We start from the raw sequence: 20588 nt of genomic DNA on the forward strand, positions 1-20588 counted from the left end.
CAGGCTAGCCTTCGTAGCGCTCGACCCGCAGTACACAGCTGAGCTCATCTTCGGCGACAGGAATTGTGGTGCTCCACTCGGTGGTGGCCCCAGGCTCGGTGGCTTCAACATCCACCTGAGTGAGCGCGCGGGTGTCGTTTGCCCCATTGAGCAGCGAAACGTAGATGCGGTACGTGACGCTGGCCGCCGTTGAGTTGGTTACGTTGCCGGACACGGTCCATTCGTCGCCAGCCCGCTTGCATTCGTCAACCGTGGAGTCTGCGAGCGCTCCCTGCAGGTTCTCGCCGGTTCCCGGAGCATCCGTGATGTCGGTGATACCTGGGGTCTGTTCTGCCGCGGCTGAACTCTCGGTGGGCTCGGGTTGAGCATCCGTTCCGTTGTTGGTGCAGCCAGCGAGCGCGAGTGCGAGAATCGCCACAGGTATGGCGGTGGCTGTCAGTCGTGTGCGGAGGTTCATGATGTTTCCTGTCGTTGTCTTCTGCGTGCGAGCAGGATCAGTGCGAGGCCGGCGAGCAGTGCGCCGAGCCCGGTGGCGAGCGTTCCTCGCGGATCTGACCCAGTGTAAGAGAGCGCCTTGGTAGGTAGCTGCAAACTTGTTTGCGCTGTAGCGAATACCGGATCACCCGAGTTGATCTCGGTGCTTGTGACAGTGGCTGTCTCATAGAGCATCGTTCCGGCATCACTTTCGCGGATGACATACGTTGCCGTTGCCGTGATCGATTCGCCAGGCGCGAGCTGACCGATGCCGCCAGGCCAGACGCCGTAGCGCATCGCTGAGAGCCCCAAGCGCGGGTCAGCAATCGTGACGTTGCTCAGCGGCAGCGTTCCGGTATTCGTCGCGACATACGTAAACGTCACAATGTCTCCCGGGAAGCCCTTCTGCCCTGCTCCGAGCGCACCAGACAGCCGCAGTGCGATGCTCGGGAGGTTGGGGATTGCCAAAGTGTTCGTTGCCGATTCCGGAGCGATGGGGCCCGACGGTGCGTTCGCGTTCACGATTGCTTCGTTCGCGGTCTGCTCGGCATCCACATCGCTCTGAGTGATGACGTAGGTTGCTGTCGCGACGAGCTTCTGCCCTGGGGCAAGTTCGCCAGCGGTGCCCGGCCAGGTGTAGTTGAGAGCCGAGAGGCCCACCTTGATGTCGGCAATCGCCACAGAAGTGATGGTCACGTTTCCGGTGTTCACGACTTCGATGCGGTAGTTCACTGTTGCGCCCTGCTGAGCGAAGGTCGCGAAGGAACTCGTCTTCGCAATCGTCATCGACGGGTTCTCCGCAATCGGGGTCGAGCCGGGAGTCGAGTCGATCACGACAGACCCAACAACGGGCGTGCCAGAAGTTGAGGCGTCAGAACTAATCGAGCCGGCATCCACATCATCTTGAGTGAGCACATAGGTGGCTGTCGCAGTCGCGATCTGGCCAGGAGCGAGAACGCCCGGTGTTCCCGGCCACGTGATCGTCACCGAACTCAGATCGATCTGGTCATCGACGATCGTCACACCATTCAGGGTGACATCGCCAGTGTTTGTCACTTCGAAGTTGAACGTCACAGTGTCCCCAGCGCGACCGGTTGCCGCAGCAGCGAGCGCCTGAGTTTTCGTGATCTGGATGCTGGGAGCACCCGAAGCAGTCGGCGTCACGACAGTATTTGACGCGCTGCTCACTGCCCCGCCGCCCGGGTTCGTGCCTGCGACAGTTGCCGTGTTGGACGCCGAACCGGCATCAAACTCAGCCTGCGTCACTGGATAGCTTGCCGTCGCCGTGACCGACTGGCCCGGAGCCAAAACACCAACAGCGGCAGGCCACGTGCCATACACAACAGCGGTAGTGCCGACCTTGGGATCCGAAACAGTCACACCACTAATAGTGGTTTCGCCATCGTTGAGCACCGTAAACGTGTAGTCGATCCACGAGCCAACAACCACGGGGTTACCGGGATCGCGAACCGAACCAACCTTGCCAATATCCAAACTTGAGATTGCCGCGACGAGAGGAACAACAGTCACTGCCGAATCGGCGTCTACCGCTGTCGCGGCGGGAGAATTGCCCTCGCCGGTCGCGATATTGCGCACTTCACCAGCGTCGACATCCGCTTGATCAACGAGTCGAGTAGCCGTGACGGTGACGCTTTCACCTGGTGCAAGAACGCCGGGCGTTGCCGGGGTTGGCCACGTATAAACAAAGTTCGTCAGACCCGGAATCGTGTTCGAGAGCGTAACGCCGTCGAGCGTCACGTTTCCGTTGTTAGCGATACGGAAGCTGTAATTCATACCGTCGCCAAGCACCCCGGCTGATCCGAGAGCGAGGGCGGCGGTGTGGGTGGTCACGATTGACGGCTCAGCCAACTCAGTTGGGTTCTCGACGGTGTTCGAAACGCCAGTCACCTCGGTGCCATCTGGCGAAGTACCGATGGCTTTAGCGGTGTTGAAAACAGTTCCGTCATCAACGTTCTGCTGGGTAACCGTGTAGATAACAGATCCAACCGCCTCTTCTCCCGGGCCGAGAATACCGGTGGCCGAGGGGAACGTGAGGTCGGAGGGCACAACGTCGATGAGCGGATCAATCACGCCGACCAGTCGCAGCGTCACGTTGCCCGTGTTCTTCACAATGAAGCTGTAGGTGATTTCTGAACCCACTCCGCCAGAACCCGACGTCATCACGCCCGACTTCTGAGCCGTAATGCTGGGGTTGGCTGACTCCGTCAGTTCGCGATCAACGCTCGAGTTGGCGGTGACAGCCTCAAGCTGCGGAGTCTCGCCACGGACGGAGGCCGTGTTATCTACGTAGCCGCGGTCTACATCATCCTGCTCGAGAATGTAGGTTGCGCTCGCTGTGGCGGTCTGCCCTGGAGCGAGCACGCCGCTGTTTGCGGGCCAGACGATCGAATTGATCGAAACGTTGTCGATACTGTCGCTGATCGTGACCGACCGCAGAGTCACGTTTCCCGTGTTCGTCACCACGATTGTGTAGTTGACCGTGTCGCCAGGACCGTTTTCACCTCCGACTGCGAGCTCGCTGGATTTGCTCACTGTGAGCAACCCATTCGCCGCCAAGGTGACAGTGGCTGGTGCGCTCGCAATCGCGGCGGCTCCCACTGCAGGGGTTCCTTCTCCGCTGACAACACTGGAGACAGCTCCTGCATCAATGTCGACCTGCGTCAGCGGTTGAACGCGCACAGCGGTCACCGTCTTGCCGGGGGTCAGTACGCCAACTTCGCCTGGCCACGTGTAGTCGCCAGTCGGGAGTGAATCAATGAAGTCGCTCAACTCAACACCAGAAAGCGTGACATTGCTGTTGTTGGTAAAGCTATAGTTCCACGTAACGGTGTCGCCGGCGGCCGCTGGCCCGACATTGGTCAAGGCACCAGAGTTCGTGACGGCAACGACAACGTTGGGCTCCTCAGTGGGAACCTGCGCCGTGTTGGACACGGCAGAAACGGGGTCGCCGCGAACCGGAGTCGCATCGACGTTCGCTGTGTTCTGCACAAATCCACGGTCGACATCCGACTGACGGATGTCGTAGCTGGCGGTCGCCACAACGGTCTCGTTGGGAGCAAGGGTTTCTGTCGTATTGTCGACCGGCCACTGCACGACTGGAGTTGTCATCCCCGGCAACGGATCGGTGACGATGATCGACCCAATCGTCACATTTCCGGTATTGCGAATCTCGAACTCGAAGTTGACGGTGTCGCCAAGGCCTTCTTCGCCGACGGTGGCGACGGCCCCCGTCTTCACGATCGTGACGCTGGGTTGCGGCTGAACGGTGTAAACGATGACCTCATTGGAGGTCGCAGCAACGTCGCTATCATTCGGGTCGGTTGCTCCGACATCCGCGATGTTGGCAATGTAACCGAGGTCAACGTCAGCCTGAGTGAGCTGAACGGATGCTTCACCGATCACCCTTTCACCGGGTCGCACAACGCCTGGCTCTGCAGGGTTCGGCCACGTGATTACGGGAACACTGAGTCCCGGCAATGGGTCACGCAGCTCGCCATCATGCAATGTGACGTTGCCGATGTTGATGACCTCAAGGCGGAAGTCAACCCAGTCACCTACAAGACCGATACCGCCGACGCGCAGTTGACCAAACTTGAGAGCCTCAAGTTCACCAGCGGCAATGATCGGAACGGTTGCGGGGGCCGTCTCGCTGAAGACAACGCCGGATGGCGGAGTAGCATCCCCGCGCACGGTGTTGATTACCGAGCCAGAATCGATGTCAGCTTGAGTCAAAGCATAGGTGGCCGTTGCCGTAACAGTCTGGCCGGGGTCAAGGGTGCCCTCCGTCGCGGTTGGCCACGAGTAGGTCAGCGCCGAGACTCCCGTGAGGCCGTCAACCAGCTCAACAGCAGTCAAGGTTTGGTTTCCGTTGTTGGTTAGCGAGAAGGTGAACTCGACGAGGTCGCCTTCGAATCCCGTCGAACCTGGAGCTAGTGCTCCGCTCTTTGTGACGAGGATGTCGGCAGCTGCAGCATCCGTCGGCGTTGATTCTTCCGCGGTGTTGCTCGGTACCGGCACGTCAGTCGGGGAGGTTCCATTGGCGATTGCCGAGTTGTCGACGCGGCCAAGGTTTACGTCAGCCAGCGTAATGGCGTAGGTCGCCGTTGCCGTCGCCGTCTCTGTTGGAGCAAGAACACCGTTAGCGCCTGGCCAGTTCACGACGGGCGTGCTGAGCCCGGGCAATGGGTCAGTGATGACGATGCCGTCAACGGTGACGTTTCCGTCATTCGTTACGACGAAGGTGTAGGTGATGATGTCGCCGACAGCCGCCGTTGCGCCAGTGCTTCCCGTCTTCGTCAGAGTGAGCACGGGAGCTGAGGGCGCGACAGTTGTCTCGGTGACTGTCGTGCCCACAGTGATCGTGTCGCCGATGGGGGGCTTTCCGCTTGCGGTAGCGACGTTCGACACGGTGCCACGGTCCACGTCACTCTGCGTGATCGTGTAATCAGCGGTTGCCGTAACCGTCTCGCCCGGTTGCAGCTCTCCGGGTGTTCCTGGCCACGTGAATACGGGATTGCTTACTCCAACAAGGGCATCAACGAGGTCGACAAGCGTAAGCGTGACGTTACCGGTGTTGGTGATTCCGAAGTTGTAGTCGATTGTGTCGCCGGCATTGCCTGCGCCATCAACGGTTCCGGCCTTGGTTACGGCCATGCCCGCTTGGGGAGCAAGAACGACGGATGCCGTTGCCGGGTCACTTACGGCGTCCCCGCGTGGGGGCGTGCCAGCTCCGGTCGCAGTGTTCGCGACTGTTCCGGCATCGATCTGCTCCTGTGTGAGAGCGGAGGTTGCCGTCGCTGTAACTGATTCACCGGGAGCGAGTTCCCCCGAGGTTACCGGCCAGGTGTAGGTCAATGCCGATATCCCGGGAAGGGTATCTACGATTTCTACACCGGTGAGCGACACGTTTCCCGTATTGGTTAGTTCGAATGACCAGTTAACGGTGTCGCCCTCATCCGCGCGAGCTGGGTCAGCGAGGACGCCGCTCTTGGTGAGGTCAACGACGGCTCGAATTGATTCCGTCGCAACCGTGTTCGCTTCGGAATCATCCGTGACAGCGGTGTCGTGGGGGTCAATGCCATCGGCGGTGGCGATATTCACCACGGCACCAGCATCCACATCGTCTTGAGTAATCAGGTAGGTAGCGGTTGCTGTTGCGACTTCACCCGGAGCAAGAACGCCAGGCGTCGTCGGCGTTGGCCACGTAATAGTGATCGCCGAGAGGTTCGGCAGCGGGTCGCTCAGCGTGACGGTGTTGAGTGTGACGTTTCCCGAGTTGAGAATCTCGAACGTGTAGTCGATCGTGTCGCCCTCGTCGCCAGAACCGCGCGGGTCTCCCGCCTTGGTCACGGTGATGTTCGGGGCAGGCAACACCATCGGCACAATAACTTCGTTGGACGCTTCGACAATGAGCGCACCCTTGGGTGTCTCTGCTGACATGTCTGCGGTGTTGGGGATGTAGCCGAGGTCGACATCCGCCTGAGTGATCACGTATGTCGCAACCCCAACAACGGATTCGCCAACCGGGATTACCCCTGGCCTGTTCTCATCCGGCCAGGTAATTACCGGCACCGACAGCCCAGGAAGAGGATCGAGCAGCTTGCCATCGTAGAGCGTGACGTTTCCGTCGTTCTTGACGGTGAGCGTGTATTGAACGGTGTCACCAACAGCGCCAATGCCGCCGTTCACAATGATGCCCTCCTTGAAGGGGGTCAGCACGGGGACGGGCGTGATTGTGACAGTCTCGTCGGCGGTATCGCCCACCGTGCTCGTGTCGGGCGCGGTGCCGGCGGCGGTAACGGTGTTGTCGACCTGCCCTGCATCTACATCGGCTTGGGTGAGGGAGTACGTCGCAACGGCCGTGGCGCTCTGGCCTGGAGCAAGGGTGCCATCAGTGGCTGTCGGCCACGTGTAGGTGAGCGCGCTGAGATTGGGCAGCAGGTCGGTCAGTGTTACCGCGGTCAACGTCACGTTTCCGGCATTGCGCACGGTGAACGAGTAGTCAACGATGTCGTCCGCGAAACCTGTTGCTCCCGCTTCAAGCGCTCCATTCTTAGTGACAACAATGGTGGGAGTCGAAGCATCGGTCGGAACGTCGACGGGACCAACGGCATCATTCACCGCGCCGATCGGCGAGGTGGCATCGACGTCTGCAGTGTTTCGTACGAATCCACGGTCAAGGTCGGGCTGGGTAATTGCAAACCATGCTGTCGCTGTTGCGATTGCGGCAGGAGCCAGCTCACCAGCGGTTCCGGGCCACGAGTAAACGATTGTCGTCAAGCCATCAAGCGGGTCGTCAATTGCGACATCCGACAGGGTGGTGTTTCCCGTGTTCTCAATCGTGAAATCGAATCTCACCAGATCGCCAAGCGATGCGCCGTCTGGGGTGGAGCCAACCTTGTCGATCGTTGCCGATGACGTGCGTTCCACTGTCGGGTTGGTCGCCGCGTCAGAGAATTCGAAGTACCAGTCTCCGTCTGGTGTTGCCCCAAGCGCCTGAGCGGTGTTGGTGACCGTGCCCGCGTCGACATCGTCTTGAGTGATCGTGTAGTTCGCGGTGGCGGTAGCAACCTCGCCAGGAGCGAGCACTCCTTCAGCGCCGGGCCAGGTAATCACTGGCGTGCTCACGCCAGCCAGGGAATCAATCAGAACAACACCCGACAGTGTGACATTGCCAGAGTTCGCAATCGAGAATGAGTAGTCAATGACGTCGCCAACATTGCCTAGCTGGGCACCGAGCGATCCGCTCTTAGTCACGGTAAAGTTCGGCGCCGGAGTGAGGGGCAGGGTCGCCGATGCAGGTTCAGTCACGGCGGAACCCGCTGGCGGAAGCCCCGAAGCGTTCACGCTGTTCGCGATCGCCCCAGCATCAATGTCACTCTGAAGAAGCGTGTACGTTGCGGTTGCCGTAACTTCGTCGCCGGGGTTGAGCAGACCGGTCGTGCCACTCGGCCACGTTCCGAAGGTCAGCGCCGAGAGGCCAGGCAGCTGGTCGACGATGCCGACGGATGTCAGAGAAACGTTTCCATCGTTCGTCACGGTGAAGCTGTAGTTGACGGTGTCGCCCGCGACTCCGGTAGCGCCAACAGCTAGTGCCGCACTCTTCGTGGCACTGAGCGATGAATTCGGAGCGACGACCGCTGTCACTACCTCAGGGGAGCTGCCAGAGACTGGCGTGTCTTGCGCACCGGTTCCGCTAGCCGTCGCAGTGTTGCTGACGTCTCCGTTGTTTACGTCATCTTGAGTGATGATGTAGGTCGCGGTGGCCGTGACGCTCTCCGTTGGTGCGAGGGTGCGAGTGGTGTTTGCGGCATCCCAATTGACGGTGAGGTCGATGAGGCCTGGCAGCGGGTCGGTGAGGGTGATTCCCGAGACGCTGATGTTGCCGTTGTTGGTGATTGTGAACGAGTAGGCGATTTCGTCGCCAAGCTCTCCGGAGCCACCGACCACTGCCGTCTTGTCGACGGTAAGGATCGGAGCGGGACGAACCGTCTGGATTATGACCGTGTTTGTGGTCGCGGGGACAACAACGTTGTTCGGAGTCAGGGCCTGAACACGCGCGGTGTTGTCGCGGTAGCCACGGTCCACATCTTCCTGAGTGAGTGCATAGGATGCGGTTCCCTTTACGGACTCGCCTACCTTCAGAACGCCGGGGTCTGCTGGATTCGGCCACGTAATGACGGGAGGGGTAATGCCGGGAAGCGGGTCAAGCAACTGGCCGTCGTGGAGCGTGACGTTACCCGTGTTCGTGGCGATGAGGGTGTAGTCAATGATGTCTCCGACTTGACCGATTCCGCCACTTCGGAGTTCGCCGAACTTGGTGGCGCTCAGGCTCGCGTTTGGCTCAACGATGACCGTCGCAGCGACCTCGGCGCCATCGACATCCCCGGCGTCAGGATCGAGAGCAGACGGCGTCACCAGGTTGACAACCGATCCGGAGTCAACGTCGCTCTGCTTCAGAATGTACGTTGCTACGGCGGTGGCGGTAGCACCGGGAGCAAGCTCGCCGGCGGTCGCGGTCGGCCACGTATAGGCAATAGCGGAGAGACCAACAAGCGGGTCAGTCAAGGTAACACCGGTCAGCGTGACGTTGCCATCGTTGGTGATCGTGAACGAGAACTCAACAGTGTCGCCGGCATCGCCCTCTGAACCAGATTCCAGCGCTCCGGTCTTCGTTGCCGAGATGGCGGCGGACTGCAGGACGAGTGGCGTGACCGCGGCGGGCGAGTCATCTGTGACAGCGGCACTATCGCGAGCAGATACAGCATTGCCGGTAGCGACGTTACTCACGGAGCCAGCGTCAACATCCGCCTGGGTAATCGTGTAATTCGCGGTCGCCGAAACGGAATCAGTCGGGGCGAGTTCGCCAGCAACGCCGGATGGCCATTCGCCGTACACGAGGTCGCTGAGCCCTGCGAGAGTGTCGGTGATCGCGGCATCCGTCACGGTGACGTTTCCGCCGTTAGTGAGGGTGATCGTGTAACTGATCGTGTCGCCAACGTTGCCTGCCCCGTTGAGCACAGCGTCCTTCGTCGTGACGAGGAGGGGTGCTGAAGCTTCCGTCGTGACCGTGACGGTGTTGGAGTCTTCGTCGAGAATCGCGCCAGCAGGGGTGGAGGCGAGCACACTGGAGTCGTTATCGACGAGCCCCCGGTCGATGTCCCCCTGCGTGAGGTTATAGGTAGCGGTGGCCGTAACGGTCTGATTCGGAGCGAGCGTGCCGACAGTGCCGCTCTCCCACGTGCCGTAGCTGATTGTCGAGACTCCATCGAGCGGATCGATGATGCTGATCGAGCTCAGCGTGACGTTTCCCGTGTTGGTCACGGTGAATGTGAATCCCACAGTGTCACCCTCACCGCGAGCTGCGGGAGTCGCGTTCTCCGACTTCACAATCGTGATGGCCGGAGCAGGCACGAGCGGCACTGTTGCCGCGGTCGTGGCCCGGGCTACTGCACCACGGGACGGAGTTCCGGATGCCGTTACCGAGTTCACAACTGAACCGGAGTCCACATCGGCTTGGGTGACGACGTAGCCGTCTGCTGTTGCCAAGACAGTGTCACCCGGGTTCAACTGACCGGAGATTCCACTGGGGAACGCGCCAAAGACCGGAGTAACTCCCGCGAGAGCATCGTTGAGGGTCACGCCACTGAGCGTGACGTTTCCTGTGTTGGTTACCGCAAACGACCAGTCGATCAGGTCGTCAGCTTTACTGGCGGCAGTGCCCGACTTTGTCACGGAGATGGCTGGGGCTGCAGCTTCTGTCTGAGTCGTTACTGATGTGATCGGGCTTTCAACCGGGACCGCGGGATCTGCCGTGGTCTGACCGACAGCTTTGGCAGTGTTCGTTACTGAGCCGGCATCCACATCGGCTTGAGTGATCGCATAATCGACCGCTACTGACGTTGTGTCTCCAGGGTCGAGAGTCGTCAGCGGAAGCGCTGGCGTAAGAGCGCCAAGCATGGGGTCGTTGAGTACGGTGTTCTCGATAGTGACGTTTCCCGTATTCGTCACAACGAATGAGTAGGTGATCGTTGAGCCAACTATGGCGGGGTTAGGTACCGCGCTAGTCGTCTTGACAACCTTGAGCTCAGGTCGGCTTGCACCGGTAGCGACTACGACATCACCCGAACTGTCAGAGATTTGTGGGGCCCCATTTGGCGGGCTTGCTGTGACCGAAGCTTCGTTGGTCACGCTGCCAAAGTTGACGTCATCCTGCAAAATTGTGTACTTCGCGACCACGTCCGCCGTCTGGCCTGGTGCAAGAGTGTTTGGCGTTCCTGGCCAAGTGAAGATCGGCTCTGACAGCCCAGGAAGGCTATCGATGAGCGTGACAACACTCAAGGTCTGATTTCCCGTGTTGCGAATTGTCATCGTGAAGGTAATTTCATCGCCGGCTTGACCGGTGCCTCCAACCGTCGCTGTCTTCTCAACGTCAATCCGTGGGGCAGCTGTTATCGCCACGGTCTCCGGATCTGTGAGAGTGAACTCGGTACCCGACGGGGGTGTGGCCGCGAGCGTCGCTTCGTTGGCAACGCTTCCGGCATCAACATCCGATTGCTTGACCGTGTAGTTTGCGGTTGCGGTGACGGTCTGTCCGGGCGCGAGCGTGCCATCGGCACCTGGCCACGTGTAAGTGATCGCTCCGAGGCCAGTCAAAGGATCCGTAACCAGCACACCCGTGAGCGTCACGTTTCCTGTGTTCTTGGCCGTAAACGTGTACCGAATCGTGTCGCCAGCGACGCCCACCGAGCCGGGAGCAAGCGCACCGGTCTTCGCGAACGTCGCAAGCGGATTTGCAGCAACTGTCGGAGTAACGACTTCATCAGACGGGTCAGTGATGACTCCGGCGGAGGGTGAAGTGCCCTGGCCTGTTGCCGTGTTCGTTACCGACCCAGTGTTCACGTCGGACTGCTTGATCGTGTACTTCGCCGTCGCAACAACCTGCGTGCTCGGCTGCAGCGTTCCTGTGACGCCACCCGGCCAAGTACCGTAGGTCAGCGCGCTCAAACCCGAGAGCGGGTCGCTCGCCGAGACCGAGGTGAGCGTCGTGTTTCCCGTGTTGCGCACGGTGATCGTGTAGGTGATGACGTCGCCGACAGCACCCGCTCCTGCAACGCTCGACGATTTTGTTGTCAGGATGCCCGGGGCTCTGGTTGCCGTCGGAGTCGATACCGCAGCCGATGAGGCTGTCGTGTTCGCGCCAGTTAGCGACGTGCCCGAGACGGATGCCGTGTTATTTACGACCCCAGCGTTCTGGTCGGTCTGACGGATCACATAGTCAGCGGTTGCTGTGATGATTTGGCCCGGTGCTAGGCGGCCAACAGTGCCGCTCGTCCAGGTGCCGTAGGTCAGTGCGCTAAGTCCGGGGCGCGGATCAGCAATGATGACATTGGTGAGCGTGACATTACCGGTGTTTTGCGCCGTGAAGGTGTAGCGAATCGTGTCGCCAACGACACCAGTTCCTGGGGAAACGATGGCGGCGGTCTTGTCGAGCGTGATGCTCGCGTTAGAAGCAAGAGCAAGGGTTGCCGGAGCTGTCGCCGTCGCGGGTGATCCGCGCGGCGGGGTTCCCGCACCGTTCGCCGTATTCGATACAGCGCCGGCGTCTATATCAGCCTGTTTGAGAACGTACGTGGCCGTGGCCGAGACGCTCTGGCCCGGAGCCAACGTACCGGCCGTCGACGGCCACGTGCCATAGCTGACAGCAGAAATGTCGGGCAGGGTGTCGGTGACAGATACGGAGGTGAGCGTCACGTTTCCCGAGTTCGTCAGCGTGATGCTCCACGTCACAATGTCTCCCGCAACGCCCTGCGCGCCGGGCGCGAGTGCGCCAGACTTTGTCACAGCGATTTTCGGTGTTGAGGTGATGGTCGGGGTGACGAGCTGCGACGACGGCGTCGTCACGACGGCGCCGGTGGGAGGCGTTCCCGAGGCGGTCGCAATGTTCTTGATCGAGCCGGCGTCGACATCCGCCTGACTGATTGTGTAGGTGGCGGTTCCGGTGACGGTTCCGTTCGGGTTCAGCTGACCAGAGACGCCACCTGACCACACGTAGGTGGGTGTCGAGAGTCCGGGCAGGGGGTCGGTGAGAGTGACACCGGTGAGCGTGACGTTACCGGTATTGCGCGCGGTGAAGGTGTAAGTGATCGTGTCGCCGATCGCACCGGTTCCGGTGCCACCAACAACGGCGCTCTTAGTTGTTTCCAGAGCGGGAGATGAAGCAACCGTCGGCACAAGGGCTTCGGTCGAGGTGGCGGTCGCTACTGGTCCCGATGGCGGCGTACCGGATGCCGTGGCCGTGTTGCGCACCGATCCCGCGTTCACATCGGATTGCTTGATTGTGTACGTTGCGGTTGCCGTGACTTGGGCGTTCGGAGCGAGAGTGCCCGTTGTTCCGTCAGGCCACGTTCCGAAATTCACCGTGCCGAGGTCGGGCAGGGTGTCAGCGATTCCCACGGACGTCAGCGTGACGTTTCCGGTGTTCCGCACAACAAACGAGAAGGTGACGGTGTCGCCAACGCGCCCCGTTCCCGCGGTAACGGCACCCGATTTGGAGACGGTGAGTTTGGCGCTCGACACGAGCGGAACCGTGGCATTACTGGTGGCCCCTGCCGAACCGCCACGAGCACCAGTGCCTGTTGCACTAGCGGTGTTTGCGATTGATCCCGCATTAACATCAGCTTGCTTGACCGTGTACATTGCCGTTGCCGTCACCTGGGTGCCCGGCGCCAGCGTTCCGGCCACACCAGAAGGCCACGTGCCGAAGGTTATCGTCGAAAGATCCGGAAGTGGGTCAGTTATTGCAGCACCCGTGATCGTCACGTTGCCCGTGTTGCGCAACACGAAGCTATAGGTGACGACTTCACCAGCGCGAGCCGTAGAACCCGAGGGCAGCGCGCCAGACTTCGCAAGCGAGAGGGTGGGAGCCGGGGTCGCGGTCGTTGTCACAACATCGTCGGAGTCGTCAGTGACGGGAGTGGCGCCAGGAGCTGTTGCGTCTGCTGTCGCACGGTTCGTGATCGAACCGGAGTCAACATCCGCCTGCTTCACCGTGTAGTTCGCGGTCGCCGTCGCGGATTGTCCTGGAGCCAAACGCCCGGTGACTCCCGGCCACGTGATGACCGGAGTGGCGAGCCCAGCGAGAGAATCAGTCAGGGTAACGCTCGTGAGGGTCTGGTTTCCGCTGTTATTGATCGTGATCGAGTACGTGATTACGTCGCCAACTTTGGCGCCAGCAGTCAGGTTTGCCGACTTCGTTGTGGTGAGCTGCGGTGCCGCTGCGGCAGTCGGAACAACCGCCGTAGAACTCGGTGAAGTGACCGTGGCATTTGTCGGAGTCTTACCCGACACTGTCGCCGTATTCGAAACAGTTCCCGCATCAACATCGGCCTGCTTGACCGTGTACGTCGCCGTCGCCGTCGCCGTCTGACCTGGTGCGATTCGACCGGCAACAGTCGTCGGCCACGTGTAAACCGGAGCCGAAAGACCAACGAGGGAGTCCGCAATCTCAACACTCGTCATCGTGACGTTGCCAGGGTTGGTGATGCTGAACGTGAAGGTCATCGTGCTGCCAACGCCACCCGTTCCTGACGTAACTGATCCAGCCTTCGCCACCGCGAGAGCGGCCTGTGAGGCGAGTGCGACAGTGGCAGGAGAAGTGGCTGACACTGCGGCACCGGTCGGAGGAGTACCAATCGTTGTCGCGGTGTTGGCGATTGAGCCAGCATCGACATCCGACTGCTTCACAACATAGGTCGCGGTGGCCGTGACCTGAGTATTCGGTTGTAGCGTACCGGCGGTTCCGCTCGGCCAGCTGCCGAACGTGATCGCCGAGATACCCGAAAGCGGATCGGTTACTCCGACACCGGTCAGCGTCACATTGCCAGTATTACGAACGACAAAATCGTAGTTGACGGTATCGCCAGCTTTTCCTATAGCGCCAATGGCAAGAGCGCCACTCTTCGTAAGAGTGATTGTGCGAATGGGCGCAACTGTCGGTGTCGTGACTTGAGGTGACGAACCAGATACGGTCGTGCCGCCATACGTGCCCTGTGAGGTCGCGGTGTTCTTGACCGAGCCAGCGTTAACATCCGACTGCTTGATTGTGTAGGTCGCGGTAGAAGTTACCTGCGTGCCGGGAGCGAGGGTTCCGGCAACTCCGCCTGGCCATGTGCCATAGGTCACGGAAGACAGCCCGACCAGCGGATCGGTTACCGCAACGCCAGTCAGCGAGACGTTACCGGTGTTCCGGGTGACGAACGTGTAAGTGATGACGTCACCGACCGCGCCGGTTCCCGAGACGCTCGCCGATTTGGTCGTGGTAACTGCCGGCGCTGCGGCAACAGTAGGCACAACGGCTTGCGATGACGTCGCCGAAATCGCAGCGCCGATCGGAGGTGTTCCGGATGCCGTAGCCGTGTTCTTTACGGAACCAGCGTTCACGTCACCCTGCAGGATTGTGTAGGTCGCCGTTGCGGTGACCTGAGTGTTCGGAGCAAGTGTGCCAGTGGTGCCACTCGGCCACGTGCCGAAGGTAACGGGCGACAAGCCAGCGAGAGTGTCAGTGATTCCCACGCTGGAAAGCGTCACGTTACCTGTGTTGCGCACAACGAACGAGAAGGTGACGGTGTCATTGACGGAGCCATTACCTGAGGTAACGGCACCAGACTTGGAGACGGTCAGCGCCGGTCCCGAAGTAATCGGCACAGTCGCTGGACTCGTGCTCGAAACGGCGGGGCCGGTGGGAGGTGTACCTGATCCCGTTGCCGTGTTCGACACTGATCCAGCATCCACGTCCGTTTGTTTGAGCGTGTACGTAGCCGTCGCCGTAACCGACTCGCCCGGTTTCAATGTTCCGGTCACGCCAGACGGCCACGTTCCGTAGCTGAGAGCGGAGAGCCCGGGAAGGGTATCGGTCGCCGACACCGCAGTGAGGGTGACATTGCCGGAGTTGGTTAGCTTCACCGAGAAGTTGACGGTGTCGCCAGCTCGGCCGGTTGCTCCGGCAGCGAGCGCGCCCGACTTAACGGTCGTGATGACCGGGTTCGCCGAAACGGTCGGGACCGTCACTTCACTCGAGGGCTTAGACACGGTGATACCGGCGTGGGTTCCGCTACCGGTTGCAATGTTTTTGACCGAGCCAGCATCCACATCAGACTGCTTGATCGTGTACGTCGCGACCGCCGTCACCGCTTGACCGGGAGCGAGAACGCCCGCGGCGCCAGGCCAGGTGTAGGTCAACGCCGAAAGCCCAACGTGCGGGTCAGCAATCGTTACGCCCGTGAGCGTCACGTTTCCATTGTTCTGAGCACGGAACGAATAGTTGATGACATCGCCAACGGCACCGATTCCGGCACCCGCGATGGCAGCAGATTTGGTGGTGTCAATGGCGCGGATTTGAGCGATCGTTGGCACGACCGACTGCGCTGACGGCTGCGTCGCTGTTGCGCCGCTCGGAGTCTTCGCGGTAGCGGTTGCCGTGTTCTTGACCGAACCAGCATCCACATCAGACTGCTTCACCGTGTAGCTTGCGGTACCGGTGGCAGTTTGACCGGGAGTGAGAACCCCTGCTGCTCCTGGCCAGGTTACGACGATCGGGCTAAGGCCAGACAAGGGGTCAGCGAGCACAACTTGGCTGAGCGTGACGTTTCCGTCGTTCTTGACACTGAAGGTGTAGGTAATTACTGAGCCGACAGCGCCAGTCCCGGTCGAGTAGGAGCCAGACTTGGTGACAAGCATCTTGGCGTCAGCCGTAATCGGCACAGTTGCCGGCGCAGTGCGAGTGACATCGGCACCGGTCGGCGGCGTGCCCTTCGCGGTCGCACTGTTAGCGATTGCTCCGGCATCGACATCCGACTGCTTCACCGTGTACGTTGCCGTGGCGGTTACTGACTGTCCCGGTGTAAGCGTTCCGACGGTGCCGCTCGGCCAGGTGCCATAGGTTATCGCTGAAAGGCCGGTTAGCGGGTCAGTGATTCCGGCATTCGTGAGCGTGACGTTTCCGGAGTTGGTCAGAACGAACGAGTAGTTGACGGTGCTGCCCGCCGTTGAACCGCCAACGAGGGTTCCTGTTTTCGACAGCGACACAGCCGGGGTGCGCGTCTGGAGTGCGGTATCCACTCGAGGGGACGCCGCGGTGACGACGGTGCCCGCCGGCGATGTTCCTGTGCTTGTAGCCGTGTTGCGCACGAGCCCGGCGTCAACGTCTTTCTGCAACACCGTGTAGGTCGCTGTTGCCGTCACGGTCTGGCCCGGAGCAAGCGTGCCTGCCGTTCCTGGCCACGTGTAGGTGAGCGCAGAGAGCCCAGCGAGCGGATCGGAGATCGAGACGCCGGTGAGCGTCACGTTTCCGGTGTTCTTCGCAGTGAAGCTGTAAGTGATGACGTCGCCGACCCCCTTGGGGTTCGGCACTGTGCCCGATTTAGTAGTTGTCAGCGCCGGGGCTGCTGGTGCAGTGGCGAGTGTCACTTCATTGCTGACGCCCGAAACAGCAACGTTCTTGGGGGTTCTTCCCGAGACGCTTGCCTGATTGACGATTTTGCCCGCGTTCACATCGGACTGCTTCACGGTATAGGTGGCGGTCGCTGTCGCGGTCTGGCCGGGAGTGAGTCTTCCGGAAGTTCCGGGCCACGTGACCGCGATGGCGGAAAGTCCGGTGAGGGGGTCGGTGAGCGCTACGGACGTGAGGGTCACGTTTCCGGTGTTCTTCACGGAGAATGTGTAATTGACAGTGTCTCCAACATTGCCAACACCAGCGCCGGCATAGGTCGCCGTCTTCTTGGTTTCGAAGAGTGCGTTGACGGGGATGGGGGTGGTGCGATTCGCTGTCGAGGTCGGCTTCACGCCGCCATCCGCATCAGTTCCGGTGGCGGTGGCGGTGTTCGCGATGGAACCAGCATCCACATCGGTCTGGGTCAGGGTGTAGGTGGCCGTTCCTGTGGCCGAAGCTCCTGCGGCAAGCGCACCAGCGGTGCCGGTAGGCCACGTGTAGGTGATTGCCGAAAGGCCAGGCAGCGGGTCAGTGACCGCAACGGAAGTCAGCGGCGAATCGCCACTGTTGCGAATAGTGAAGGTGTAGTTGAGGGTGTCGCCAGCGCGACCGGTAGCGCCACCGGCAAGCGCGCTCGTCTTGGTCAGTGCGATTGCCGAGAGCAGCACGCGAGTGGAGTCGCTGCCCGTTGCCGTATTGCCACCAACAACAGTGCTCGCGGATGCGGTTGCCGTTGTGTCGTAGCTTGCTGCTGTTACCCCATTCGCAACACACGTGTAGGTGTATGACTCGAGTGGCTGCAACGTGACGCCCGTTAGCGTGCGCGCACAGTTCGTCTGATCATCAGCTACTGAAGTGTTTTGTAGAACACCAACACCGGAGTTGGTGACCGTAATCGTGAATGTCGCCGTTTCCGTCGCAGTTCTGGACTGCTGATCGAGCGTTCCGTCGTATGTTTTTGAGACATTGATTCCAGCGCTTGGCACCGACAGGATCACGTTTCGAAGCAGATAGGAGTCACCGCTCGTGCTCATCCGAAGGTTGACTGACGTGTCACCCGCTTGAACGTTGGGCAGGCTGGCCGATGAGACATCCACGCTCTGGTTGGTGAATGGGCCCGCATCGGTGAGGCTTGTATAGCGGACGGAACCTTCTCCGCGTCCGATACCGATGTTGTTTGTATTGCCTGCGCTGTTCGTTATTTGGCTGTAGGCCGCGTTGCCGCGAGAGTACTCGGCGATGTCCCCGCTGAGAATGCGGTCGCCTTCGAAGAGCGTGTAGCCTGCACGGGTTCCTGTGGTGATCGCGCTGAACCCGTTGAAGCCAACGGTGAGAGGCGCTTCGGCTGCAGTCAAGCGAACGTGGCCCTCGTAGAAAATAATGCGGTGAGGATTTGAGTTCGCGTTGTTAGGGATGTAGATGCCGTAGTCATAAACGACGGTGAGTGACCAGCCCGCGTAGCAACCGGCGCCCTGAGGGGTCCACAGGTCACCGGCAGAAATCGTGAGGGGCGCGCCCGTCGCTGCGTTTGCAAAAGCAGCAGTGACGTCGGCGCTGGCGCTGTAGTACAGCGACGACGGCGTGCCCACAGGATCTTCAAGCACGCTCGCGGGTGCGACAGTCGTGACGGCGCCAGAGCCAACCTTCAGCTTTGCCGGTTGCGTACGATATCCCGTTGCTGAACCTGCTGGCATCGTCGCTGTTCCGCGAGTGGCGTTCGTCGCTGCACAGGCCGTAACGGTCGTGTCGGTGTAAGCACCAGTGTTTGCGCTCCAACTCAGAAACGCCTTTTTGACCGACGCGCCACTAGGGATGGTTAGCGCGGCCGAGCTCGAGTTGGTGGTGAATCCAGAAATCGTGTTCGAGTTCTGCATGTAAAAGTTGTCGTTCGCCGTATTACTGTTGCCCCCGGAGGCAGAGTGAAGGTCTGCACACGTCCCGACCTGCGAAGCCGCATAGAGAGGTCGGTCGCAGGCAAGAACGCCGTTTCCCGCCATCAAGAAGTCACCGTTGACGGTGGTTTGATAATTAGGCGAAGTGCCGGCGTTGGTACCCCACTGCACGACGGCAGCTTCCGCGGGCGCCGAAGGCATCACGGTAAGAACGGAGGCCAGCAAACCAAAAGTGACAACAGCGGCGAGGTTGCGCATCCAAGCGAACCGCGCGCGGCCGTGGGATCGCGTTACGCGAACACCTTTGTCGTGCACAGCTTTCTCCCCCGGGTAATTTGGCGATTTTGTGAGTCGTCACATCGTCGCCGGTTTGCCCTTCGGGTGAGCTAGTCACTTACAACCATAAACCGGAAGTTGAAAGAACTCACCAGAATCGCGCTAAATAGTTAGGGACTTCTACCCCCATAGCGGAGGCTAGACAAGGTGTTCGCGCTGCAAAACACCAATGCGACGTCACGGCGAGCGCAGCCTGTTAATCTCAGAGCATGCAGCCGCACTGGAATCCCGATGGACCTGACCTTGTGGTGCAGGGCGATAATCTCCCCGCGATCGCCGCGCTTCCCGATGAAAGTTTTCGGCTGATCTACATCGATCCGCCTTTCAACACTGGGCGCACCCAACGCCGGCAAGCACTCACCACCCAACGATCTGCCGAGGGAGCTCGTACCGGTTTTGGGGGAAACACCTACGACACCATCAAGGGTGTTCTCTACTCCTATGACGACACGTTTGCCGACTATTGGGAGTTTCTCGAACCTCGCCTGCAGGAAGCATGGAGACTGCTCGATGACCGCGGCACTCTCTACCTGCACCTCGATTATCGGGAAGTTCACTACGCCAAAGTTGCTCTCGACGCCCTCTTCGGTCGGGAGAGCTTTCTCAACGAGATCATCTGGGCCTACGACTACGGCGCCCGTGCTACCAAAAAGTGGCCGTCGAAACACGACACGATTCTCGTCTACGTGAAGAATCCCAAAAACTATTACTTCAACAACGAAGAAGTAGATCGCGAACCGTACATGGCACCCGGCCTCGTCACCGCTGAGAAGGCTGCTCGGGGCAAGTTGCCGACAGATGTCTGGTGGCACACGATTGTGTCCCCTACCGGTAAAGAGAAAACCGGCTATGCCACCCAAAAACCGGAAGGCATTCTGCGTCGAATCGTTCAGGCATCCAGTCAGCCTGGAGATTGGGTGCTCGACTTCTTCGCGGGCAGCGGTACAACCGGAGCAGTGGCCCAAGCACTGAAACGGCGGGTCGTCCTCATTGAACAAAACCCCGCTGCCATAGAAATCATCACGCGTCGTCTTTCAACCGATACCGCATTCGCTAACATGAGCGCATGAGAGATCGCGCCGAAATCGAATGCTGGCTCACCGACATGGACGGTGTCCTCGTTCATGAAAACCACCCCGTTCCCGGGGCGGCAGAACTTTTGCAGCAGTGGCGAGACGAAGACAAGCCCTACTTGGTGCTCACCAACAACTCGATTTTCACACCCCGAGATCTGAGCGCCCGGCTCAAGGCATCCGGTCTCGATGTGCCAGAATCCGCAATCTGGACCTCAGCTCTTGCCACGGCGGATTTCTTGAAAGAACAAATCCCTGGCGGTAGCGCATTCGTCATTGGCGAGGCCGGAATCACCACAGCGTTGCACGAGGCCGGGTTCATCATGACTGAAACCGATCCCGACTATGTCGTCATCGGCGAGACCCGCAACTACTCATTCGAATCGATCACCAAAGCGATCCGCCTTATTGGCAACGGCAGCCGCTTTATTGCAACGAACCCGGATGCCACGGGGCCAAGCGCAGAGGGCCCGATGCCAGCAACGGGGGCCGTTGCCGCTCTCATCACCAAAGCCACCGGTCGCCAGCCCTACATCGTCGGCAAGCCGAACCCGATGATGTTCCGCTCAGCGCTCAACAAGATTGGCGCCCACAGCGAGACAACGGGAATGATCGGTGACCGCATGGACACCGACATCGTCGCCGGCATCGAAGCGGGACTCCACACGGTGCTCGTGTTGACCGGAATCAGCGATCAGAAAGAGATCAACCGCTACCCGTTCCGCCCCCACGAAGTGCTCAATAGTGTGGCTGACCTGCTCAACAGATAAGCCGCGGCACCTGCAACGCTGAACCCGTGAGAGC

General features: G+C 60.2%; 4 protein-coding genes. 2 read left to right on the plus strand and 2 right to left on the minus strand.

Annotation, left to right across the window (positions count from 1 at the left end; translation table 11 throughout):
* Window positions 1-4: 4 nt before the first annotated feature.
* Both AC061P_RS13210 and AC061P_RS13215 read right to left on the minus strand, forming a co-directional pair.
* On the minus strand, window positions 5-457 hold the full coding sequence (locus AC061P_RS13210; protein WP_449647697.1) for a hypothetical protein: 453 nt from the start codon (window positions 455-457) through the stop codon (window positions 5-7).
* Complete coding sequence (locus tag AC061P_RS13215) at window positions 454-18690, minus strand: DUF7507 domain-containing protein (protein ID WP_480391415.1); 18237 nt, start codon at window positions 18688-18690, stop codon at window positions 454-456. Before AC061P_RS13215 ends, AC061P_RS13210 begins: the two co-directional genes overlap by 4 nt.
* Before the next feature lie 230 nt (window positions 18691-18920).
* Between AC061P_RS13215 and AC061P_RS13220 the strand changes: the two genes are divergently transcribed.
* Window positions 18921-19781 carry a DNA-methyltransferase gene (locus AC061P_RS13220; RefSeq protein ID WP_449647699.1) on the plus strand — a complete coding sequence of 287 codons (861 nt, stop codon included), beginning with the start codon at window positions 18921-18923 and terminating at the stop codon, window positions 19779-19781.
* Window positions 19778-20554 carry an HAD-IIA family hydrolase gene (locus AC061P_RS13225; protein WP_449647700.1) on the plus strand — a complete coding sequence of 259 codons (777 nt, stop codon included), beginning with the start codon at window positions 19778-19780 and terminating at the stop codon, window positions 20552-20554. Before AC061P_RS13220 ends, AC061P_RS13225 begins: the two co-directional genes overlap by 4 nt.
* Window positions 20555-20588 lie beyond the last annotated feature (34 nt).

The sequence above is a fragment of the Rhodoglobus sp. G.S.4 genome, from assembly GCF_056619605.1.